The following is a 23,524-nucleotide window of genomic DNA, read 5'->3' on the forward strand; positions in this document are numbered from 1 at the left end:
TCCATGAATTTTTAGCCATAAAAAAAGTCCCATTGCTGGGACTTTTTTGAGGTGTTTCAGACCTTAGTGGTCAGATGCACCAGAGATACCAATACCAGTTTGTGAGCGTACGAACTGTGCATCGAATGCTTTACGTTCAGCTTGTGCTTGCGCAGAGTTGTCAGTGATAGAGAACAACCAGCAGCAGAAGAATGAAAGTGGCATTGCAAAGATCGCAGGACCGTTAAATGGGTTGATTGGTGTGTCAGAAATTTGAAGCGTATCTACCCAAACTGCTTTAGACAATATAATTAAGGTTACTGCTGAAGCTAAGCCTGCTACACCACCAATCACTGCACCGCGAGTCGTTAAGCCTCTCCAGAACATAGACAATACAAGTACTGGGAAGTTTGCACATGCTGCTACAGAGAATGCTAAACCTACCATGAACGCAACGTTTTGTTTCTCGAAAAGAATACCCAAGATCATTGCGAAGATTGCTAAGCCTAAAGTTGCAATTTTAGACATGCGAAGTTCAGATTCAGGAGTCGTTTGACCTTTCTTGAATACGTTAGCGTACAAGTCGTGAGAGATTGCTGAAGCACCAGACAATGTCAAACCAGCTACAACCGCAAGAATTGTTGCGAATGCTACCGCTGAAATGAAGCCCATGAACAAGTCACCGCCAACTGCATCAGACAAGTGCACCGCAGCCATGTTGTTACCACCAACAAGTTCTAACTTGCCAGTCACTGCCATTTTCGCAACATCAAGGAATTGTGGGTTGTTGGATACATAAAGGATCGCACCAAAACCAATGATGAACGTTAATAGGTAGAAGTAACCAATGAAACCTGTAGCAACTACAACTGATTTACGCGCTTCTTTTGCATCTTTTACAGTAAAGAAACGCATCAAGATGTGTGGTAAACCTGCAGTACCGAACATTAATGCAAGACCAAGTGAGATTGCATCAATTGGGTTAGAAGCTAGCTTACCAGGACCCATAATGTTTGCAGCATCTGCCAAGCTCAAGTCATGTACTTTAGAGAATACTTGGATTGATTGCTCGAACATGTTAGTGAAGCTGAAGCCCACACCTTTCATTACCATGAAGGCCATGAAAGTTGCACCTGAAAGTAACATCACCGCTTTGATGATCTGTACCCAAGTTGTTGCCAACATACCACCGAACATTACGTAAGCCATCATGAGTAGACCCACGATTACTACAGCAATATTATAGTTCAAACCAAAGAGTAGTTTGATTAACTGACCCGCACCTACCATCTGTGCAATCAGGTAGAATGCAACTACGACAAGCGAACTGAATGCTGCAAGGGTACGTACTGGCTTTTCAGCTAAACGGAACGATACAACGTCAGATAAGTTATATTTACCTAAGTTACGTAAACGCTCAGCAATCAAGAACAATACGATTGGCCAACCGACCATGAAGCCAAGTGAATACAGCAAGCCGTCAAAGCCTGACATAAACACCATTGCGGAAATACCCAGGAACGATGCTGCTGACATATAGTCACCTGCAATCGCGAGACCATTTTGGAAACCTGAAATACCACCACCTGCGGTATAGAAGTCCTTGGTGCTTGTGGTTTGCTTTGCTGCCCATTTAGTAATGAACAAAGTTGCGCCCACGAAAATCAAGAACATAATAATTGCAGGCCAGTTGGTTGGCTGCTGTTCTGCTGCACCTAAATCTGGTCCTGCAAATGCCATACCTGACATTAATACAGTAGACGCAGCCAGTGCTTTCAATGAATTCCATTTCATCTTAGTGCGTTCCTTTCTCATGTGTAATTGCTTCAACTTCACGCATCGCTTCTTCGTTCAATTGGTCAAGTTTGCCATTCGCAATTGATGAGTAAACTGCACATAAAATGAAAGATAAAACGATAATGCCCAGACCCAGTGGAATACCCCAAGTCGTCACACCACCTGAAATTGAACTCAATAAGAATTCTTTGTTATAGCCCACTAAAAGCATAAAACCTACGTACACAAACAACATGATTGCTGTTAATGTCCAGCTTAGGTTACTTTTTCTGCGAACCATTTCTTTGAATTTTGGGTTTTGTAGAATACGTTCTACTTGTACCTCATCCATAACCTGCTCCTTCAAGCGCCCTGCCTTAGGCGCAAATTTTTAATTCGAATTATTTCGAACTTAAAATTAACAATGTTAGAGCCGATTTGCAATTTAGACTTTGGTCGGGCTTTGTTGCATAAATATGTAAGCATCTGATTTAAATAAATTTAATTTTGGATCAAAAAATAATCAAAACTTTTAAAATCATATAGTTATGAAATCTTTGTGCAACAAAGCCCTTTGGTCGCTAAAAAAATGATCAACCTCAGCGCAAAGGCAATGGAATAGGCTATCATAGCCCTATTGTCGATACTTTTAAGGCATCATGAACAGCTGGCTCATTATGGGGGTTTTAGCCCTCTATATCGCATTACTTTTTATCTGTGCTTTCTATGGGGAAAAACACGCCAGTCGTTTAAGCACACGTGGGCGCATGCTCATGTTCAGCTTAACTTTAGGGGTGTACTGTTCATCATGGACTTTTTATGGTGCAACGGGCGCAGCCGTTCGTGAAGGGATCATTTTTTTACCCATTTATTTAGGGCCTTTGCTGTTTGTCGCTGTTGGTTATGATATTTGGCGACGTTTAGGTCGAGTGCGACAACACCACGCCATTTCATCCATTGCTGACTTTGTTGCCGCACGTTATGGGAAAAGTGGACCTCTGGCATCACTGGTCACAATTTTGGCAGTGATTGCAATTATTCCTTATTTGGCCTTGCAGTTACGTGCCATTGCGCTGAGTGCTGCCGTCATTCTCGATCAAAGCACCAATGTAGAAAGTACCACCAATGCGGTGTTGTTCCTGACAGGTTTATTGGCAATTTTAGCTATGCTGTTTGGTACCCGACAAATTGCCAATACGGAGCAGCACGGCGGTTTAATGCTGGCAGTGGCCTTTGAATCGTTTGTGAAACTGTTTGCTTTACTTGCTGTGGCGTTCTTTTTTGTTTTTGAAGCACCCGGCAATATTCATCAAATTGCCAATGATGTTTCAATCACCTTTCATGAAGTCCAGCTATTTGGTGTGCCTGAAACCTTCTGGATACAAACCTTATTGGCGGCATTAGCCATTATTTGTTTGCCACGTCAGTTCCACGTAGCTGTGGTTGAATTGCGTGATGAAAAGCATATTCGGGGTGCACGTCGCTGGTTTGCCGTTTATCTGATTTTAACCACCATCGCTATTGTTCCCATTGCCAGTTGGGCCTTGCACGCAGCGCCACAATATTTAGCCATCCCTGATGTAGCAGTATTGTCTTTACCGCTTAGCTATAACCAAGACTGGCTGACTCTGTTGGCATTCTTGGGCGGTTTCTCAGCGTCTACAGGTATGCTGTTGGTGTCTTCTGTTGCGTTGTCAATCATGTTGAGTAATGACCTGATCATGCCTGCCTTGTGGCGCTTGGGCATTTTCTCACGCCATGACAAGCGTTTGCCTTTGGTGCTGAAATTCACCCGACGCATTTGTATTTTAGTGGTAATGCTGCTTGGCTTCCTGTTCTTCAACTTCTTTAACGATATTGATCAGCTTTCTGTGTTTGGCTTATTGGCCTTTAGTGCAGTGGCGCAGTTCTCCCCTGCCCTAATTGGTGGTTTGTATTGGCGCGGTGGTAGTAAGCAGGGCGTTTATGCGGGCTTAATTGTCGGTTTTACGATGTGGGCCTATACCCTGCTGCTTCCGACCATTTTACGCAGCCTGCCAAGTCAGTTCAGCGAGTTTACCCGTGAATTTTTACTACTTGGGCCTTTGGGCATCAACTGGTTACGCCCTGAAGCCTTGTTTGGCTTTGAATCTTTTGCACCGCTCACACACGGAGTCGTTTGGGCGCTTGGTTTAAATATTTTGTTATACATTTGGGTGTCACGTATTTTTCGCCCAAGTGTGGCAGAACAAATTCAAGCCGAAAGTTTCTTTTATTATGAAACCAAGCCTCTGCCAACCCAGAACATCAGCAACGAGGTCAGCTATTCACATCAAGATGTAGCACGTTTAAAAGTAGGAGATTTAATCACACTGGCAAAACGCATTACAGGTGAATCTCCAACCCGACAAGCCTTTGAACAGTTTAGTCAGCAAAATAATGTGGTGCTGAATGAAAACGCCAACGCCAACGGCATGTGGTGGCGTTTTACCGAACAATATTTGGCAGGCACCATTGGTGCAGCATCTGCGCGTACTTTGCTCACCACTGCCATGGTCAATAACGGACTCGCTTTAGGGCAAGTTGCGAATATTCTTGACCAAGCCTCACAATGGCAACGCTTCAACCAAAATCTGATCATGACCATGATTGACCACATGACCCAAGGGGTGAGTGTGGTAGATGAAAATATGTGCTTGGTGGCATGGAATAATCAATATCTCAAACTATTTGATTATCCTAAAGATATTGTCTATGTTGGCTGCCCAATTGCCGATTTGATTCGCTACAATGCCGAACGTGGCGAATGTGGTCCAGGTTCAATTGAAGAACATGTGCGTAAACGTATTCATTGGATGAAAATGGGCAGTGCGCATGAGTTTGAGCGCATCCGTAAAGATGGTCGTGTCATTCAAATGCGCGGCAACCCAATTGAAGGCGGTGGTTTTGTAACCACCTTTGCCGATATTACTGCCTTCCGTGAAAATGAAGCTGTGCTTGAAGCACGGGTGCAGGATCGTACCCAACAATTGGCCGATGCCTTGTCCGAACAACAATTGGCTCGTGAACAAGCCGACAAAGCCAATATGTCCAAAAGCCGCTTTATTGCCGCAGCCAGCCATGACTTATTACAACCGATGCATGCGGCACGTTTGTTTAGTACGGCTTTAGAGCAAACCATTCAGTCGGATGAAGACCGTAAAACCCTGCAGCAGCTAGATCGTGCCCTGCATGGTGCAGAAAGTATGCTTTCCGCCTTGCTGGATATTGCCCGTTTAGAGGGCGGTACCATTCAGCCAAAACGTCAGGCTTATCCACTGCATGATTTACTCAGTGATTTAAGCCTGCAATTTAAATCGATTGCAGCACAACGTGGCATTGAATTCCGTGTGCATGATGTGCAGTTCTGGATTGATACCGACCCACAATGGATTCGTCGTATTATCCAAAACTTTGTCAGCAATGCCCTGCGCTATACCGCCAAAGGGCGTGTTGTGGTAGGAGTACTGCGTTCTGCTGAGCATCCACAGCATATTCGGATTGGGGTTTGGGACACAGGGCCAGGCATTGCCGAAGAACAGCGCATTAAACTGTTTCAGGAGTTTGAACGTTGTGGACATACTTCACCTTGGGGTGAACAAGGTCTAGGCTTAGGCTTGGCGATTGTACAACGTATGACCAGCCTGCTGAACTACCCTGTGCATGTCTATTCTGAACTGGGCAAAGGCTCTTGCTTTATGATTGAAGTGCCAATCGTAGAAGCACCAAAAGTGGTGGCAGCGCCTGTGCAAGTGGTGCCAATGAAAACCAAAGCCTACAAAATTTTATGTCTGGATAATGATGAGACCATTTTGGAAGGCATGGCGACCCTGCTCAGCAAATGGGGCTATCACGTCTTTAAAGCCACTGAACCTGAACAAGCCATTGACCTGATTCAGCGTGAACACATTCAGGTTTGGTTGGTCGATCAACACTTAAATGACGATAAAATTGGTTTAGATTTTATTCTGGAACATCGTCAGGAAGATGTCCCTGTGGCATTAATTACAGCAGACTCCGACCCAGAATTGCCGCAGCGCTTAAAAGAGCTGAATATTGTGTTGCTGAAAAAACCATTAAAACCAGCATCGCTGCGTTCTTGGTTATCTGGACTGAAAATTTCGGAGACTTGATTCACATACCTAACTTTGGCTAATTTGGGGCGCTCATCCCACAGAGATAAAGCTGAGATGAACGCACCGACCTTGTTACATTTTCTGGTTTGGTTACATTTGTTAGTCTGATGACCAAGCTTCACTTTACATAGCGAAATATGGCTACAATGAAAATCCAACACATTTGCTGTCAATATTGACAGCGATTGACCTGATGCAGCACACCAATTGACCAAACTTTTCAAAAACACTGCCTTTTGATGCGCTACAATTCACATTAAATATCATGGTCAGATTCGCTATGGCAAAGTCTGACAAGATGGTAAGTGAATATGCTCAATAAATTTTACAATTTGTCTAAGCCCTGAGTTTGTCGTTATTTTTTGCTCTTATCGCCAAAATATTAGACTTTAGTCGCATATGCTTAAAACACTTCATGCGCGCATAACTAAGTACAAGAAATGATCAATAGGCTGGTGTAACCTATATAAATACTGCGATTGATCAACCCTTCTTCTCGTTTTAGGAAGTGATGTCATGAATTTAGCTGAATATGAACAGCAGCTTGCCGAACAATCTCAGCAACTGCATCGTCAATACGGCGTCAATGCGCTCTTACCCGAAATTCAATGGAATCAGCTGTTCCCCAATAGCAAACTCAGTTCCACCCATCTCCAAGCTTTGGAAACCATTTACCAAAGTGCAGTGCCCTTAGCCTTGCAGGTTTTTGAAGAGTTAAACTTTGATGTATTTAGTCCAGCAGCTTATAAACCTCAAGGTTTAGGTCTGTTCGAGAAACTCGCAGATCAGGAACAACAATTACTCAGCCTTTTGGAGCAAGAAGCTCAAGGCCTCGATGAACCTACCCGCCAACATATTTGGAGTATGTTATTGCGCGGTGGTGCCGTTCTGGTCTTTAAAGCATGGTTGGGTAAAGTCAAAACCGATACAGCACAGCTCGATACCTCTCAATTTGATGAGCTGTCCGATTTACTGTTTATTAAAACCCCACCCTTTGAATTGGCAGAACGCTTGAATATTAATGCACATGCCCCTGCCGAACATATTTTTCTGTTATATGGCAATGACGTGTATTTAGACCGTTTTAACAGTCTCGAAACCGCAGCGCTATTTGTCGATTTAGGCGTCTATGATGCGGCTTTTTTAAGCCTGAGAGATGACCGCGTGGCCAAATACTTAATTGGCCAAGGCTATGTCAGCCAGCAACAAATTGATGAATTACAATGTGCCTTAAATCCATTAAATTGTGCCGATTTAAATCCGAAACAGAATTATATTGCCTAAGGTTTATTGGACATTACATTTAAAAAAACAAAGCGTGCCAATGGCACGCTTTGTTGGTCTATCTATCTGCCAATTAAGACAGTAAAATTGCATAACCTGCCTTAAAAAGTCACTCGCTTATAGTCACGGTAAGCAGGCTTCCAAAAGTTTGCTTCAATTGCCTCTCGTAAAGCCTCATCACTCATGAGAGGTGCAACCCCTGCATCCATTGCTGCTTTTGCGACTCTAAATGCAATAAATTTAGACACCTGCTGAATTTCATTTAAATCAGGCAATAAATCTGCGTTTGGATCCTGCAACAATGGTGAGCAGTCCGCCAGCGCATTACTTGACGCAATCAGCATACTGTCTGTCACACGTGTAGCCCCTGCAGCGATTACTCCTAAGCCTATACCTGGGAAAATATACGAGTTATTGCATTGGGAAATATTATAAAGTTTGCCCTGATAGTTCACTGGCTCAAACGGGCTACCTGTTGCAATTAAGGCCTTGCCTTCAGTCCACTCCAAAATATCGGCAGGAAATGCTTCAACTTGTGAGGTTGGATTTGACAATGGCAACACAATTGGACGCTCGCAATTGGCAGCCAAGGTTTTAATTACCTCTTCAGTAAATAAACCCGGTTGCCCCGAAACCCCAATCAATACGGTTGGTTTGGCGTTTTGAATGACGTCCAACAGAGAAATCACACCCTCAGGATTACCCCAATGTGCAACACGGTCAGGACTTTGTGCCAATTTACGTTGGAAATCGAGTAAGTTTGGCTGATTGCTGGTGAATAAACCAAAACGATCCACCATATACACACGGGCACGTGCTTCAGCATCGCTCAAGCCTTCCACCACCATTTGCGCCACAATTTGCTCGGCAATACCACATCCTGCAGAACCCGCGCCCAAAAAGGCAATGGTTTGATCTTTCAGCTGCTTGCCTGCCGCACGTGATGCAGCAATTAAACTGCCCACAGATACGGCAGCTGTGCCCTGAATATCATCATTAAAACAGCAAATCTGATCACGATATTTATTCAGCAAGGGCATGGCATTTTTCTGAGCAAAATCTTCAAACTGAATCAATGCCTTTGGCCAACGGCGTTTCACCGCATCAATCACCTGATCGACAAATTGATAATATTCCTCACCACTAATACGTGGCTGATTCCAGCCCATATAGATCGGATCATTCAGTAATTGTGGGTTATTGGTGCCGACATCTAAGGTAATCGGCAAGGTATAGGCAGGGCTAATACCACCACACGCTGTATATAAAGATAGTTTCCCAATTGGAATACCCATGCCGCCAATGCCCTGATCACCCAAGCCTAAAATACGCTCACCATCGGTAATCACAATCACTTTGACATTCTTTTTATTGATGTTTTGTACAATATCATCAATATGGGCACGGTCTGGATAGGAAATAAAAATACCCCGATGACGGCGGTAAATATCGGAAAAACGCTGACATGCCTCGCCTACAGTTGGGGTGTAAATAATAGGCATCATTTCACTCAAATGCTGTTCAATCAGGTGATAAAACAGGGTTTCATTGGTGTCCTGAATGTTGCGCAAATAAATATGCTTGTTGATGGCATCGCTAAAAGCAGAATATTGCTGATACGAACGCTGGCTTTGTTCTTCAATATTTTCAATTGCATGTGGAATTAAGCCATGCAAGTTAAAACGGGTGCGTTCTTCTTCTGAAAATGCAGAACCTTTATTTAATAAAGGCAATTCTAAAAGGCCGTTGCCCGCATAGGGAATATATAAAGGACGTTTCTGCTGCAAATTTGCGGTTGTCATTGTTCATCTCATTCTAATCGGTTGCTGATGGCGCATGGATTGAGATGCACCATCTGACATCTGACTAGCTTAGCCCGAATTGCAGCAAATAGGGCATTTAGAAGTTTGATAACCAAATCTGAATGATTTTTATTTCTGATAGCCCATGTTATATAGGCATCGAACCTAATTTATTTGGGTGGTTGCAGTGGCGTCATATCTACAATTAAGCCAGTGAACTTACGCACCAAAGGCAGCACACATAATACGACTGGAAAAGCAAACGCCCAAGAAATCATCCAGTTATGCAACCACAGGGTAAAAAATCCCTCAATCCAGCCCAAATTTCGGATCATATTAATCAACGAAATGATGCCACTCATCAAACATGATAAAAAGAAAGGCATTACCACCGTGGCCCATTTCATGGGTAATTTGGGTACATTGCCAAAAATCATTGCACGTTGTTTCATGCTCCAGCCTTTTCGCCTCACTGAATGCCGCATACTATGCCATGAATTGCTTGCTTAAAGGATGATTTTTCAGGCAATTTGTTCATGCTTAGCTACAATCTCTGAAATTCGATAAAGCATACAATTGCACTCCCCTAAAGCCCCTGAAATTTGCTATATTTAGCGTTTTTCTGCACATCTATTTTTCGACTAAATATGAATACGGCAATACAAGCAGCGCTCGATCATGCAGTGCAATCCCTTCAAGCTGAAGGTGTACTCCCATCTGACTGGAACAATACGAGTAATTTAACCCGTACCAAAGACCGCAGCCACGGTGATTTCGCATCAAATATTGCCATGATTGCCTCTAAAGCTGCAGGCATGAAGCCACGCGATTTAGCCGAAAAAATTCTTGCTGCTTTGCCTGAAGTTGCAGACATCAGCAAAGCAGAGATTGCAGGTCCTGGTTTTATTAACTTCTTTTTAAATGCCGACCAGCGTTTTAGCGTTTTAGACCAAATTCAAGCACAAAAACAACAATTTGGACGCAGCCAAATCAATGCAGAAAAACGCATTCAGGTCGAGTTCGTTTCTGCCAACCCAACCTCAAGCCTGCACGTGGGTCATGGTCGTGGTGCGGCTTATGGTATGACAGTTGCCAATTTACTTGAAGCCACAGGTGCCAAAGTTGACCGTGAATACTATGTCAATGATGCTGGCCGTCAAATGGATATTTTGGCAACCTCAACTTACTTGCGTTATTTGGAACTGGCAGGTCAAACGCTGGTGTTCCCAAAAAATGCGTATCAAGGCGACTACGTTAAAGACATCGCACAAAGCATTTTAAAACAGGATGGTGAACGCCATGTACGCCCTGTTGCAGATGTATATAACAATGTGCCTGAAGATGTGCAATATGCGGCAGAGCTCGATGCTGATGGCAACAAAGTAGTCTTGTCGGGCGACAAAGAAAAACACATTGATGGTTTAATTTCCAATTCACAAACGCTCTTGGGCGACGATTATCGCGTGTTCCATCAAGCTGCGCTAAATGCTATTTTGGCCGACATTAAAGATGACTTGGGCGAGTTTGGTGTCACCTTTAACCAATGGTTTAGCGAAGCGTCATTGACTGAAAAAATTGATGAAGCTCTGCAAAAACTAGATCAACGTGGTTATCTATACGAACAAGACGGCAATATCTGGTTTAAATCGACCGCATTTGGCGATGAAAAAGACCGTGTGGTGAAACGTCGTAATGGTCAAACCACTTACTTTGCTTCAGACATTGCTTATCACCTGAATAAATTACAACGTGGCTACACAGACCTAATTGATATTTGGGGTTCAGATCACCATGGTTATATTTCACGTGTGAAAGCGGCCATTGATGCACTAGGCTACGACTCGAAAAAATTAACGGTACTATTAGTGCAGTTCGTGAGCTTATGGCGTGGCGGTGAAATGGTACAAATGTCATCCCGTTCAGGTCAGTACGTAACCTTGCGTGATTTGCGTAAAGAAGTCGGCAACGATGCTGCGCGTTTCTATTATGTCATGCGCAAATCTGAACAGCACATTGACTTTGACCTAGATTTGGCCGTTTCACAAAGTAAAGACAATGCGGTCTACTATATTCAATATGCACATGCACGTATTTGTCGTATGCTCGAAAAAGCTGCTGCTACGCAATTGAATTTTGATGCGACGACTGCACGTCAGTTTGCCGCTAAACTTGAGCTAGATGCTGAAACTGAAATTTTAGCCAAACTGGCTGCGTATCCTGAAATTTTAGTACGTGCTGCCAACAGCCACGAACCGCATCAGGTAGGTAACTATTTGAAAGAATTAGCAGCATTGTTCCACGGTTGGTACAATGAGCATAAAGTTCTGAATGATGATGCAGCCTTGACTCAAGCACGCTTATTGCTTTCAGTAAACGTACAACAAGTCTTGCGTAATGGTTTAGAATTATTAGGTGTCTCTGCACCAGAAACAATGTAAAAGCCAAATAAAAGCATAACAAGAGGAAGTCCACGTGTTTGGAAAAACGCAACGCGGTGTATCTGAACGACCGAATAAGCCCAAAAAACCACTAATTCCAACGTGGTTAGGCACACTCGTGGTGATTTTAATCGTGTTGTGTTTTGCTGTAGCCTTAATGCTATGGAAACCGTGGGCACCTGTACAGCCTAAAGGGCAAATCAATTCTGAGCATTATCAGGAAGATACCAACAAAGACTATCGTTTTTATGATTTGCTGCCACAGCAACAGGTTACCCCAATTCCTGAGCAAGCGGTGCCTGAAACACAGCAACAGAATACCGTAGTCATTGTTGAAGCGCCTGCTGCTGTAGAGGCGCCAGCGGCCAGCGAAGCCAATGTTGGTCTGACAGAAATGCCTGCCCCTGTGGTACAAGCCAGCTATATTCTACAAGTGCGTAGCTATACCGACCCAGATGCTGCAGATGCACGTCGTGCCGAAATTATTTTGAATGGTTTATCGGCAGATGTAGTGAAAAGTGTAGAAGGTGGTGAAACTTGGTATCGGGTGATTTCAGGCCCTTATGATTCAGCCGATGCTGCAGTGATTGCTCAGCAAACTTTGCAGCATAGTGGAATTGATTCAATTGTCGTGAAACGCTAAGCCTCATTGTTATCAATCGACCAAAATCAATTAAAAAAAGATGCCTCGGCATCTTTTTTTAGGTCTATAGAACGATGTACTCACAAAAATCATCGCTAGATTTGCATTAACTGCTGCTCACGTTCGCGTGCACGCTGAAATGCAGGACGCTGTTCCACGCGTGCCAAATAAGCCGCAATCTGTGGATAATGATGCCCGGTAAGGCTTTGCAATGCTTGGAGCGGGAAACCCATTTGAATATCGGCAAAAGAAAAATCCCCTGCAAAATAATCATGTTTGGCCAAATAATCTTCCAAATAAGCAATATGATCTTTTAAACGAGACTGAATAAATCCTGCTTTAATACCTGCACTAATTTTGTTTGCCACTGGTCGAACTAACCATGGCACTTGCTGTGGCACTTTGGTCAATACCAACTGCATCACTAACAATGGCATTAATGAACCTTCGGCATAATGCATCCAGTATTGATAGGCTTGCTGTGCTGAAGTCTGCTGCGGTTTAAACTGCGCTTGCAAATCATATTGCTGCTGCAAGTATTCCAAAATTACTGCAGATTCTGCGATGGTCTGCTCTGCATCAGTTAAAATTGGCGCTTTACCCAATGGGTGAATCAGCTTTAATTCATTGGGCGCACTAAAATTGGGCTGACGGTGGTAAAACTTGATTTCATAGTTCAAACCCAGCTCTTCGAGCGCCCACAAAATACGGAAAGAGCGGGATTGATCAAGGTGGTGTAAAGTAATCATAAACGTCCTATTTTGTTTATTGCATCTGTTTTAAGTGATTGTTATATCTTCTGTTTCACGCAACATTATAAAAAGGCATGTCCTGCATGCCTTTTTATAAGAGACAGATTCAACTCTAGGTTTAACCCAATTCAGTTCGAATTTCCACACTGCGTAACAAGGTTTTCGTCACTGGTGTTTTTTGACAGATATTCAGTACTTTTTGCTGTAATTCTACATCCAATACCACTTCAGTTTGCACACGGCGTTCAATCCACTCCTGCCCTTCCTGATTGGTAAAGAAGTCCGCCTCGACCTGAATTTTGCCAAAATCCAAACCCTTATGCTGTGCATACATACGCAAGGTAATCATGGTGCAAGCGACCAAACTGCTACATAACAGATCATAAGGTGCAGGACCTGCATCTTGACCACCTAACTTTTCAGGCTCATCTACCTTCCATTGGTGCTGACCACTTTGGATCTGACCTTGCCATGCCGTGTCTAAACTGCGTACCTGTGCTGTGCCAATCTTGGCCATAAGATGCTCCCTATAGATTGATATTCCATCATTTATTTTGATGCACGCATTTTTGCGGGGAAAGTCGGCGCTTCTAAACGTGGTCTATCGTAGTCTGGTATTGTGCCAAAACGAGGATCATGATTGACCCATTGCTCACGTGCAATGCTGAGTTCCTCTTGGGTACGACCGACGAGATTCCACCACAACAAAATTGGCGACTCAAAAGGTAAACCGCCCAATAGCAACAGACGCGCACCCGCATGTAAATCTAGCTGAATTTCGGTTAAGCCCGGTTCAAGCACCAGCATATTTTCATCGTTTAATTCATGCCCATGCACAGTGGCTGTGCCTTCCAGCATCATCAAACCATATTCAAATTTAGGATTCAGCGGCAAACGGGTTGTCGTGCTGGTTTCACTATAAATATCTACCCCTAGCAACTTACTATGTACCAATACTGGCGAAGTGGTATTTAAAAACTCACCTACTAAGATGGTAAATTCCACTCCATCTTGCTGCACCACAGGCAAGTCAGGGTAATGATCAAAACGTGGCGCCATATTGCGCTGATCATCAGGTAAAGCAATCCACAATTGCGCTGTATGCATGTGTGTTTCGGTGTCAGGAGCAACTTCGGTATGTGAAATACCATAACCTGCAGTCATTAAATTAACCTGTTTGGGACGAATCAATTGCTTAGTACCCAAACTGTCGGTATGCATAATGCTGCCTTCAATCATCCAGGTGAATGTTTGCAAACCAATATGTGGATGCGGCCCGACATCTAAGCCTTCACCTTGTGGAAAATTAACAGGACCTGCGTGATCTAGAAAACACCATGCCCCAATCATGCGTTTATGCCGACTCGGTAAAGCACGTTTAATTAAAGTTCCCTGCCCAATTTCAGCACTACGCAGTGGAAATTCCTGTATAAATTGCTTGACGTACTTATCACAATCGTCTGAATTGGAAAGCTCGGTATAATTGCTGTTGCTCATCCTATACCTCTTATATTTCTGTAAACTCCTTGACTATTAAATACGCTAAATCACTAACGAAGAGCAAGATGAAATTTGTTGTTCTGATTTTTATGGTCCAAACTTGAACTACACCTTAAAATATATGGCATAATCTTGACCAAAATTTAAAAAAAATAGAGAAAATACCCAAATTTAGGGAGGTTATTTTTTCTGCATTTTGCGCATAATCCTAACTATAAGTTGTCAATTTGAGTAAATATCGCTATGTCTGTAAAAGCTCGAATGGGGGAACAGACCCGTTCGAAGATTTTAAGCAATCAGGAAGCCTCAGAAAAACTTTTAAAAACAACTGAGTGTGATCTTGAAAACCGACAAGCAATTGAAAAAGCATTGCAGCACCCTGCTGCGCAACTTCCACCGCAATTTGAAACACATTTTTATCAACACCAGAATTTACATCAGCGTCGTTATTTACGCCAAGTCAATTACATTGGGCAAATGACGTTCCTGCTGTATTTCTTTATCGATTATTTCATCATTCCAGATGTCACTACACTCTCGGCCACACTCCGTCTCAGTGCTGTTGTATTGGCGCTGATTGGCAATTATTTCTGCTTTAAATTGATCAAAGATATTCGCCTGCTAGATTTAATTTTACCGGTCAGCGCCACACTGTGCTGCGGTGTCTGGTTTTATATTTTGTCGCAATCACACAGTCCGTGGGTCGGCTATTATCTTTACGCTTCAGTTATTTTTGTGGTGATGGCTAATCTGTGTATTCAGGTACGTTTCCGACCTGCTCTGTATAACTCATTGCTCATGAGTGTGCTGATTTTTTTAAGTGCCATCTCCTTAACAACCCTACAAGATGCACTCATTTTTATGGTGGTCTATATCCCCATGTGGCTACTCAGTTTGTATATTAGCTGGAGCAATACCCTCAATGCACGCCACCACTTTTTGCGCAGTTTGCTGGATGACTGGAATTTCCATACCCTACAAGCCTTAGCCCATACCGATGAACTGACCCAACTGAATAACCGTCGGCAATTTGTGCACATGGCGGAACATAAAATTCACGAATGGCCTAAATCGAATTCGATCTGTTTATTGATGTTGGATGTAGATTTCTTTAAACAAATTAATGATACCTATGGGCATGATATTGGAGATCGGGTGTTGCAAAATATTGCTGAAATTGCCCGTAAAGAAATGCGTCGTAAAGATATTTTGGCACGCTTTGGCGGTGAAGAGTTTATCGCTCTGCTTAGTGAAACCAGCTTAGATGAAGCACTGATGATTTCAGAACGCTTAAGACAAAAAATTGCTCAGCATGAAATGTGCATTGATAAAAAATGTTTTAATTTCACTGTCTCCATTGGAGTATCCAGTTTAAAACCACAACAAACCGACTTACAGACCCTAATTAAAGAAGCCGATTTGGCCTTATACCAAGCCAAACAAAGCGGACGTAACTGCGTGATCAGTTATGATGTGGGAATGTCTGAGCCACCCGAACCGATTTTAAAAAAAGAAGTTAAATCTTGGATGATCTAAAGATATAAAAAAATGAGCACATTACGTGCTCATTTTTTGGGTTTTTGGCTAGAGTATGTTTAAAAAACCCTAGCTGCTGCGCGCATCTTGCGCCCATTTTAAATAGCGGTGTTTTAAAATAGGCTCATGGCGTAAAACTGGCAAGCAGCAGTGCTGCTTGAAACCCCGACTGCCGCGCGCATAGCGCTTGGCGTAATTCAGGCACGAAGCAGTGCTTCGTGAAATCCCTGAATTACTCCCATTCAATTGTTGCAGGTGGTTTAGACGATACGTCGTAAGTGACACGTGAAACGTCTGCAATTTCATTCATGATGCGGGTAGAGATTTTGTCGACTAAATCGTACGGTAAATGTGCGAAACGTGCTGTCATAAAGTCCACTGTTTCTACAGCACGAAGTGCAATTACCCATGCATAACGACGACCATCACCGACTACACCAACAGATTTCACAGGTTGGAATACCGCAAACGCTTGTGCCGTTTTGTCATACCAACCACTTGCACGCAATTCCTGCATGAAAATGTCATCGGCTAAACGTAAAATGTCAGCATATTCTTTTTTCACTTCACCCAAAATACGCACGCCCAAACCTGGACCTGGGAATGGATGACGGTAAATCATGCTGTGTGGCAAGCCTAAAGTCGTGCCGAGTTTACGCACTTCATCCTTGAATAAATCACGTAAAGGTTCAACCAATTCAAAGGCTAAATCTTCTGGTAAACCACCCACGTTGTGGTGTGATTTAATCACGTGTGCCTTGCCTTGTTTGCTGGCTGCAGATTCAATCACGTCTGGGTAAATCGTACCTTGTGCCAAGAATTTCACGCCATCTAATTTACGCGCTTCTTCGGCAAAGACTTCAATAAATTCACGACCAATGATTTTACGTTTTTTCTCAGGATCAACTTCACCTGCCAACGCGCTCAAGAAGCGTTGTTCTGCATCGGCACGAATCACGCGAATCCCCATGTTTTCTGCAAACATTTGCATCACTTGATCGCCTTCGTTCAAGCGCAACAAACCATTGTCTACAAATACACACGTTAATTGATCGCCAATGGCTTTATGCAACAATGCCGCAACCACAGAAGAATCCACACCGCCCGACAAACCAAGCAATACTTTTTCATCGCCAATTTGCTGACGTAATTGCTCTACGCGCAGATCGATGATGTGTTCTGGTGTCCATAAACCGCGACATCCACAAATTTGATGGACGAAGTTAGACAATAACTCTGCACCTTTTGCAGTGTGTGTCACTTCTGGGTGGAACTGAATCCCATAGAAACGGCGAGTTTCATCAGAAATCATTGCCACTGGGCAGCTTGGCGTGCTTGCAGTAATTTGGAAGCCTTCTGGAATACGTGCCACTTTATCGCCATGGCTCATCCAAACGTGCAATTGGTTTTCACGGTCTTGCAAGTTACCAATCAGTTTGTCACGTACCAAAATATCGACTTCGGCATAACCGAACTCATGTACTGAACCCGCTTCAACTTTACCGCCCAGTTGTTCTGACATGGTTTGTAAACCATAGCAGATACCCAGTACAGGTACGCCTAAGTTAAATACAATTTCAGGTGCGCGTGGACTACCCGCTTGGTGAACACTTTCAGGTCCACCCGATAAGATAATACCGTTTGGATTAAATGCACGAATGTCTTCTTCCGACATATCGTAGGCATACATTTCAGAATATACGCCCGCTTCACGCACACGACGCGCGATAAGCTGACTATATTGCGAACCGAAATCCAGAATCAGGATACGATCTTCAGTAATTTGAGTATTGGTAGTCATGACAAACAACTATGAAAGGCAAACGAATTAAGCGCGCTATTCTAGCATTTTTCCACGCCTTGCGCACACTATTCAGACAATCCTAAAAATGGCTATTTTTCTTCGTGATATTGCAGTGACCACATACTCTAAGTTTTAAAAGACTATGCATTTTCTATGGCATAAAAAAAGCAACCTTCTTGAAGATTGCTTAAATTGTTGAGCTGATGTGGAAATCAATGACTTACTTTTTTGCTTCCAAAAGATGGTCTAGACTTATTTTGCCTGCACTGTAAAGCATGATGTAGAAGAAACCGCCAGCCAAACCAATATTTTTCATAAAATTCAGCGCATCTTCTGGTGCAGCATGGAATAAAAATGCAGTTAAAAGACTAAAAACACCTAAACCCAAACCCACGACACGTGCTTGTAAACCGAATAGAATTGCCAAACCACCACCAAGTTCTAGCAAAATCACCAAAGGTAGCAATGAACCTGAAACACCCATAGCTTGCATATAGCCCACTGTTGCATCATAGCCTGCAATTTTTCCCCAACCAGATACAATAAATAAATACGCTAAAAAAGCACGTGCAAATAAACTTACAATGGCTTGCACACTTGCTTTTTCGACCACACTTTTTAACACAACATTTGGATTAAACATCAGATCACCTATATTTTTGATTCATTCTTGAAGACAAATACATCTTAGTTTTTTCAAAATTCAGGATAAATACGCATTTAAAAGACATGTTGTTGCATCTATGCAACGAAAAAGAACCGATGTGGCTGGTCTAGCATCCCTAAAATCACTGTGAAAATTATTTACCTTTTCATACTGACTTTCCGCCTGTGGACTGCTAGGATTTGAGCACACTTTCGCTTGTTTTTTCCCATGGAACTGATTGATTTTATATTACACGTCGATGAACATTTGCTCGAATTCATCACCCAATATGGGGTATGGATTTACGCTATTTTATTCCTGATTATTTTTGTAGAAACGGGCTTGGTGGTCATGCCGTTTTTACCTGGCGATAGTTTACTGTTCGCGGCAGGCGCATTGGCTGCATCGACAGGAGTGATGGATCCGTGGATTTTGGGTATTTTATTGTTTACTGCTGCGGTACTCGGTGACACCCTGAATTACCACATTGGTAAATATATTGGTCCACGGGTTTTTGAACTGGAATCACGTTTTATCAATAAAAAACATTTGATCGAAACCCAGAAGTTTTTTGAGCGACACGGCGGAAAAACCATTATTTTTGCGCGTTTTGTGCCTTTTGCGCGTACCTTTGCGCCCTTTGTGGCGGGTGCAGGCAGCATGAATTATAAATACTTCCTGACCTATAACGTGATTGGCGCTTTTTGCTGGATCGCGTCGTTTATTACACTCGGTTATTTGTTTGGCAATATGCCAATAGTGAAAGACAATTTCACCCATTTAATTTTCGGCATTATTATTTTAAGTGTCTTGCCTGGAGTGATTGGTTTTATTCGCCAAAAACTCAAGAAAAAAACTGCTTAAGTTGTGAAATTCTTTGGGCATGCCTGTTGAACAGTGCTGCCCTTATCCATTCAAAATAGGTGAGATGAGTGCTCAACTCACCAAAAATCTCTAAATCTTTAGAAAAAACGTGCTACCACTGGCAGCATACACACCACCAACAGCAAAGCCGAGCCTTTATATAACAAATCTGCCGTCACTTTATTGGTTTCTCGCGCCAAAACTGCTCGCCCAAAAGACATCCAAAATAACGCTGTTGGCAATAAAATCAGACCAAATAAGACATAGACCATGGCAAAGTTGGTCGGGTTATCCCACGTTTCTGTAGGAAAAATACCTGCAGCAAATAACAAGGCTTTTGGGTTTTTAAAAGTCGAAAAAAATAATTGTGCAGGGCGAATGGCAGAGTGTTTTTGACAATGTTGCTCTAAATGTGACTGCTTCCATAAATGAAAAGCCATCCAAAACACATAGCCTGCGCTTAAAACATGCAGTATATCAATTAAATAAGGCCAAATTGGCGCACTCAAATGAATGAATAACGCCCACAGACTAATGGCATACATATAACCAAAAAACTCTGCGGGAATCAGCAGACTGGTTTTGGCAATGCCTTGTTGGTGGGCTGAGCTTGCCAATAGCGCATTGGTCGGGCCAGGAATCATCAAGACCGCAATCATTGCTAGGACAAAGAGCCAACTTTCAATCATAAACACCAGAGCATGCAAATCAAAAATAGGAGCACACCTTATATGAAAGCCATTGAAAATGACAAGTTTTTCTATCTGGCAGGACTGACCCAAGGGTGTAAATAGAACAGAAAATAAAATTAAGTTTTTGTTTTTAAAATATTAGATTGAGATCAACCTTGAATTATCTTGCTACATTTTTTAAGCAATGGTGCTGCACAAATGGCAGCACCATAGAAAAAATATTCGCAAATCCTAAAATTTAAGATGTTACAGGTTTGGGCTTAACAATAATCGGGCAAGCTTTAAATTTTGCTGCTTGCACAATGGCTTCTTGCTCACCTAAAAGACGTGCCAATTCTGTTCTTTTGGTATTGGATGACTGTCCCATATTGACAGAAACACTCGGTGCAACGCCCCAACCGCCACGGCTGCCCCAACCACCGCCTAAACCGATACCCACACCAACACCTGTACGTTTCGGTGCTTCAACACCGCTTTCAATATATTGCTGAATACGGTTATATTCGCTTTGTAATTGTTGGCAATTCAAAGCCTGATAATGTGTAGGCGACACATAGCTAGGTTTCACTGTGGTCGCACAAGCCCCTAGCAATAAACTACTTGCCGCGACAAGACCAATTGCAAATGTTTTCATGTCTACCTCTGTATCACGCTTGCTCAATTTCATTGAACAATGATTGATAGGCCTGCGTCAATTTATGATCTGTTGCCAAATGAATTAATGGCAAATTTTTATGATGTGATTCTTTCATCAACACCGAAGGCGGCAACATGCTATTCAAAACAGGTAAACCTTCATCTTTAAGTTGCTGCACCACTTCACGCGGTAACTTGGCCTGTGCTTGATATTGATTCACCACAATGCCTTCAATTTGCAAGTTTGCATTGTGGTCATCCTGAGTTTCCAACACATTTTCAATCAGGCTTTGCAAAGCGCGTTTAGAAAAGACATCGCAGTCAAATGGAATGAGCACCCGATCTGCAGCAATTAATGCCGATAAGGTAAAAAAGTTAAATGCAGGCGGGGTATCAATAAACACGCGGTCATATTGATCGGACAATTGTTGCAAGGCATCGCGCAGCTTATAAATTTTATGTTTCGATTCAAGTGCATGTGCCAAGCCGCCCAATTGCGGACTCGCAGGAATCACATCCAAATTTTTAAATGGCGATTGATGCACATAAGCTTCTAAACCTTTGCTGCGGTTTTTTAAAATTGAGCCCAAAGCATTGCCCAGTAAACCTTTGGATTGGTTTGCACCCAACACTTCTTCAAAATAATTTTCGATGTTGGGCTCAAGCGCAGGCTTGTCGGCAGAATAAGTAGCATCATCACCCAACAAATATTGGCTGGAGTTGGCTTGCGGGTCGAGGTCAATCACCAATGTTTTTAAACCCTGATGCGCACTGATTGCAGCCAAATTGACGGTAATACTGGATTTTCCAACACCACCTTTCTGATTAAACACCACACGTGTGCGCATTGCCGCCCCTCTTTTCAATTTTTGTTGTGACATCACTTCAGTTTAACTGAGCTGTAAATATTCTTGCCGAATTATGTCTAACAATTCACCAGTGCTCAAATATGCAGCCAATCTTTTGCCAATATTTACATACATTCAATGCTCGTGAGTTCACACCCACGAGCAACATCCACAATAAGATCTGCTGACTTAGCCAAAGCTTGGCTTTAACATCACCAAACCTAAAATGGCAAAAAATGCGACTAAGGCTAAGCCCCAACCAACACGGCGTTGAATCAACAAAATACTGTCATCTTTTTTATACGCTTTGATTAAAGATGACAGCATCACCAAAAATAAAATAATTTTGGCATAAAACCATGTTTCGACTTGAAAGTCTTTTAAAAACAAAGCAATGACACCTGTCACTACAATCAACGTCAGTGCTGAATGTTGCAATGCCACAAAGACTGTCCACGCTTTAGGATTAGGCGAGTTATTTTGTGTGCCCTTAAACAAAGTCATGGCACGTACAAACAGCACCAAAAATAATAAAGCCGCTGCAGCAACGTGAATGGTATTCAGCATTCCTAAATTTTCCATTTATTTCAATCCATTACGATTTTTTTGGTGCGTGGGCGCATTCTGGACTGCTGGTGTCTTGTCCCTGCCATTCAGATGCAACAAAGGCATGAATTGCTAATGCATGAATTTTACTTGGGGCGAGTAAGTCACCCACAGCAGCATAAATTTTTTGATGACGTTGTACGGCGCGTAGCCCCTGAAAATCTTCACTCACCATCACCACTTTAAAATGCGACTCTTTACCCGGGAAATAACCGCCATGTCCTGCAGATTCGTTCACCACCTCTAAATGGCTTGGATTGAAAACGGCTAAGCGTTGTAGCAACTGTTGTTCTAAGCTCATGCTTGTATTTCCCCGAATGGTTTTAAAAGCTCTCTGAAGTATAACGTGTTCTGTGTGATTCGCAGCATCTTGCCGTGAGGATTCTTCGATTTACGATTCGCACCACTTTTCGTTATGAAATTTAGGCTGATGACTGCTGTTTTTTCTAAAAATGTTGTTTATTTATTCAGTCAGTACAACGATATGCAAAAAATGATTGACCCTATTTTTGCATCATGTATTATACACCGCATGCGGGAATAGCTCAGTTGGTAGAGCACAACCTTGCCAAGGTTGGGGTCGCGAGTTCGAGTCTCGTTTCCCGCTCCAGATTCTAAAAGCCTCAGTTGAATGACTGAGGCTTTTTTATTGTTGTTTTATTCAATATTTTACTTCATAAGAAATTTTTATACTTAAAAAAGTAAGTTTACAAAAGTGCTCTTTCAAAACTGTGAACAAAAAACCGTGTAGATGATGCTCCAGAGTATCAATCATACAAGATAAAAAAAACTCCAAAACAAAAGATAGTATTAGCTACTACTAAGTGGCTTATGTTAAACAAGATCAGCTTGCCTAGATCCTAAATATTGATGCCGCGGAGCCTGTTAATAATTTCTATCATTGCTTCTTAATAAAAAAGCAACTAATATGCTTCTTACACCACCAAAAAGCAATAAATATGTCTACACTAAATAAGTCTTTACTACAGCAAGTCAAAAAAAGACGAACCCTATTGGGTTTAAAGCAAGTTGATATGCAATCACGTACAGGCATTTCAAGACAGCAGTACCAAAAACTGGAAAGTCAAGGCAATCCTCGATTAGATACCTTAGAAATTATTGCGGCAGGACTAAATGCTCAACTGATGCTCATCCCTGATGATAAGGTTCATTTGATTAGACAATTATTGAATGATGAAATTAAAGTCACTATTGAAGATCAGGATGACTTAATGACTAACCCATGGAAAGGTCTTCTCGGAGGAGAGGAACCATGAATACTGTTGCCGTCCTGAAATTAACATTACATCACGCTGTCGTTGGATACTTGGCAGGATTTCAGAGCGGAAAAAATATTCTGGTTTTTACAGATTCTTTCCGCTTTAATCAGCAACGTCCGACCTTGAGCCTGCTGACTTCCCCCTTGTATCCTCAAGCGTGTTAGCGGCAGTGTAAAAATGACCCCCTAATGGCATTTAAAAACTGACCCCCTTGGTTAATATAGCGGTCATTTTGGACTGCTCAACATGTTAACTTTGGAGCAAGCAGTGACAATCCAAATACT

21 protein-coding genes, 1 tRNA gene and 1 pseudogene are annotated in these 23,524 nt (G+C 42.5%); 9 read left to right on the forward strand and 14 right to left on the reverse strand.

Going from position 1 to position 23,524, the window contains the following annotated elements; genetic code table 11:
- Positions 1–63 precede the first annotated feature (63 nt).
- Together HYG89_RS10355 and HYG89_RS10360 are read right to left on the reverse strand one after the other, a co-directional pair.
- The gene (locus HYG89_RS10355; RefSeq protein WP_004970210.1) at positions 64–1,773 is read right to left on the reverse strand and encodes a cation acetate symporter; all 1,710 of its coding nucleotides are present in this window, start codon (positions 1,771–1,773) and stop codon (positions 64–66) included.
- A gap of 1 nt (position 1,774) precedes the next feature.
- Entirely contained in the window at positions 1,775–2,107 is a 333-nt protein-coding gene (locus HYG89_RS10360; protein ID WP_131261272.1) for a DUF485 domain-containing protein, read from the reverse strand.
- A 307-nt stretch (positions 2,108–2,414) separates the two neighbouring features.
- Between HYG89_RS10360 and HYG89_RS10365 the strand changes: the two genes are divergently transcribed.
- Positions 2,415–5,906 carry a PAS domain-containing hybrid sensor histidine kinase/response regulator gene (locus HYG89_RS10365; protein WP_178867379.1) on the forward strand — a complete coding sequence of 1,164 codons (3,492 nt, stop codon included), beginning with the start codon at positions 2,415–2,417 and terminating at the stop codon, positions 5,904–5,906.
- Positions 5,907–6,425: 519 nt separating this feature from the next.
- Positions 6,426–7,193, forward strand: coding sequence for a hypothetical protein (locus HYG89_RS10370; RefSeq protein WP_178867381.1), 768 nt, complete (start codon positions 6,426–6,428; stop codon positions 7,191–7,193).
- Between the two features lie 101 nt (positions 7,194–7,294).
- Here HYG89_RS10370 and HYG89_RS10375 read toward each other — a convergent pair whose 3' ends face one another.
- Together HYG89_RS10375 and HYG89_RS10380 are read right to left on the reverse strand one after the other, a co-directional pair.
- Positions 7,295–8,995: an NAD-dependent malic enzyme gene (locus HYG89_RS10375; protein ID WP_178867383.1), complete on the reverse strand. Its 1,701-nt coding sequence runs from the start codon at positions 8,993–8,995 to the stop codon at positions 7,295–7,297.
- A gap of 170 nt (positions 8,996–9,165) precedes the next feature.
- Positions 9,166–9,447, reverse strand: a complete 282-nt coding sequence (locus HYG89_RS10380; protein WP_004970219.1) for a DUF2798 domain-containing protein — start codon at positions 9,445–9,447, stop codon at positions 9,166–9,168.
- A 195-nt stretch (positions 9,448–9,642) separates the two neighbouring features.
- On the opposite strand from HYG89_RS10380, the gene argS reads away from it, so the two are divergent.
- The gene (gene argS, locus HYG89_RS10385) at positions 9,643–11,433 is read left to right on the forward strand and encodes an arginine--tRNA ligase (RefSeq protein WP_178867385.1); all 1,791 of its coding nucleotides are present in this window, start codon (positions 9,643–9,645) and stop codon (positions 11,431–11,433) included.
- A gap of 34 nt (positions 11,434–11,467) precedes the next feature.
- The gene (locus HYG89_RS10390; protein ID WP_004970222.1) at positions 11,468–12,076 is read left to right on the forward strand and encodes an SPOR domain-containing protein; all 609 of its coding nucleotides are present in this window, start codon (positions 11,468–11,470) and stop codon (positions 12,074–12,076) included.
- Positions 12,077–12,171: 95 nt separating this feature from the next.
- Here the strand turns inward: HYG89_RS10390 and HYG89_RS10395 are convergent, their stop codons facing one another.
- The 3 genes from HYG89_RS10395 to HYG89_RS10405 form a co-directional block, all read right to left on the reverse strand.
- The gene (locus HYG89_RS10395; RefSeq protein WP_178867386.1) at positions 12,172–12,825 is read right to left on the reverse strand and encodes a glutathione S-transferase family protein; all 654 of its coding nucleotides are present in this window, start codon (positions 12,823–12,825) and stop codon (positions 12,172–12,174) included.
- A gap of 121 nt (positions 12,826–12,946) precedes the next feature.
- Entirely contained in the window at positions 12,947–13,345 is a 399-nt protein-coding gene (locus HYG89_RS10400; RefSeq protein WP_168418959.1) for an OsmC family protein, read from the reverse strand.
- Positions 13,346–13,377: 32 nt separating this feature from the next.
- Positions 13,378–14,325 (reverse strand): pirin family protein, encoded by a 948-nt coding sequence (locus tag HYG89_RS10405; protein ID WP_178867387.1) that lies wholly within the window; start codon positions 14,323–14,325, stop codon positions 13,378–13,380.
- Positions 14,326–14,571: 246 nt separating this feature from the next.
- Between HYG89_RS10405 and HYG89_RS10410 the strand changes: the two genes are divergently transcribed.
- Positions 14,572–15,864 carry a GGDEF domain-containing protein gene (locus HYG89_RS10410; protein ID WP_178867388.1) on the forward strand — a complete coding sequence of 431 codons (1,293 nt, stop codon included), beginning with the start codon at positions 14,572–14,574 and terminating at the stop codon, positions 15,862–15,864.
- Between the two features lie 232 nt (positions 15,865–16,096).
- Here the strand turns inward: HYG89_RS10410 and guaA are convergent, their stop codons facing one another.
- Entirely contained in the window at positions 16,097–17,665 is a 1,569-nt protein-coding gene (gene guaA, locus HYG89_RS10415) for a glutamine-hydrolyzing GMP synthase (protein ID WP_104852860.1), read from the reverse strand.
- Between the two features lie 223 nt (positions 17,666–17,888).
- Positions 17,889–18,311 (reverse strand): DoxX family protein, encoded by a 423-nt coding sequence (locus tag HYG89_RS10420; protein WP_178867389.1) that lies wholly within the window; start codon positions 18,309–18,311, stop codon positions 17,889–17,891.
- Between the two features lie 231 nt (positions 18,312–18,542).
- Between HYG89_RS10420 and HYG89_RS10425 the strand changes: the two genes are divergently transcribed.
- Positions 18,543–19,178: a DedA family protein gene (locus HYG89_RS10425; protein WP_096902210.1), complete on the forward strand. Its 636-nt coding sequence runs from the start codon at positions 18,543–18,545 to the stop codon at positions 19,176–19,178.
- A gap of 98 nt (positions 19,179–19,276) precedes the next feature.
- Here the strand turns inward: HYG89_RS10425 and HYG89_RS10430 are convergent, their stop codons facing one another.
- From HYG89_RS10430 to HYG89_RS10450, 5 genes are all read right to left on the reverse strand, one after another.
- Positions 19,277–19,867 carry a LysE family translocator gene (locus HYG89_RS10430; RefSeq protein ID WP_004970239.1) on the reverse strand — a complete coding sequence of 197 codons (591 nt, stop codon included), beginning with the start codon at positions 19,865–19,867 and terminating at the stop codon, positions 19,277–19,279.
- Positions 19,868–20,108: 241 nt separating this feature from the next.
- Positions 20,109–20,504, reverse strand: coding sequence for a hypothetical protein (locus HYG89_RS10435; RefSeq protein WP_004970241.1), 396 nt, complete (start codon positions 20,502–20,504; stop codon positions 20,109–20,111).
- A 13-nt stretch (positions 20,505–20,517) separates the two neighbouring features.
- Positions 20,518–21,354 (reverse strand): ParA family protein, encoded by an 837-nt coding sequence (locus tag HYG89_RS10440; RefSeq protein WP_070155018.1) that lies wholly within the window; start codon positions 21,352–21,354, stop codon positions 20,518–20,520.
- Positions 21,355–21,543: 189 nt separating this feature from the next.
- Positions 21,544–21,936 carry a SirB2 family protein gene (locus HYG89_RS10445; RefSeq protein WP_004970245.1) on the reverse strand — a complete coding sequence of 131 codons (393 nt, stop codon included), beginning with the start codon at positions 21,934–21,936 and terminating at the stop codon, positions 21,544–21,546.
- Between the two features lie 13 nt (positions 21,937–21,949).
- Positions 21,950–22,261: a BolA family transcriptional regulator gene (locus HYG89_RS10450; protein ID WP_178867390.1), complete on the reverse strand. Its 312-nt coding sequence runs from the start codon at positions 22,259–22,261 to the stop codon at positions 21,950–21,952.
- A gap of 233 nt (positions 22,262–22,494) precedes the next feature.
- Between HYG89_RS10450 and HYG89_RS10455 the strand changes: the two genes are divergently transcribed.
- The 3 genes and pseudogenes from HYG89_RS10455 to HYG89_RS10465 form a co-directional block, all read left to right on the forward strand.
- Positions 22,495–22,570 (forward strand) — tRNA-Gly (locus HYG89_RS10455).
- Between the two features lie 349 nt (positions 22,571–22,919).
- A complete protein-coding gene (locus tag HYG89_RS10460) occupies positions 22,920–23,237 on the forward strand; it encodes a helix-turn-helix domain-containing protein (protein WP_178867391.1) in 318 nt (105 codons plus the stop codon).
- A pseudogene (locus HYG89_RS10465) lies at positions 23,234–23,395 on the forward strand (type II toxin-antitoxin system HipA family toxin); the annotation flags it as partial. The gene HYG89_RS10460 and the pseudogene HYG89_RS10465, both read left to right, overlap by 4 nt.
- Positions 23,396–23,524 lie beyond the last annotated feature (129 nt).

It is taken from the genome of Acinetobacter sp. SwsAc5 (assembly GCF_013391485.1).
In the GTDB taxonomy this organism is placed as follows: domain Bacteria; phylum Pseudomonadota; class Gammaproteobacteria; order Pseudomonadales; family Moraxellaceae; genus Acinetobacter; species Acinetobacter towneri.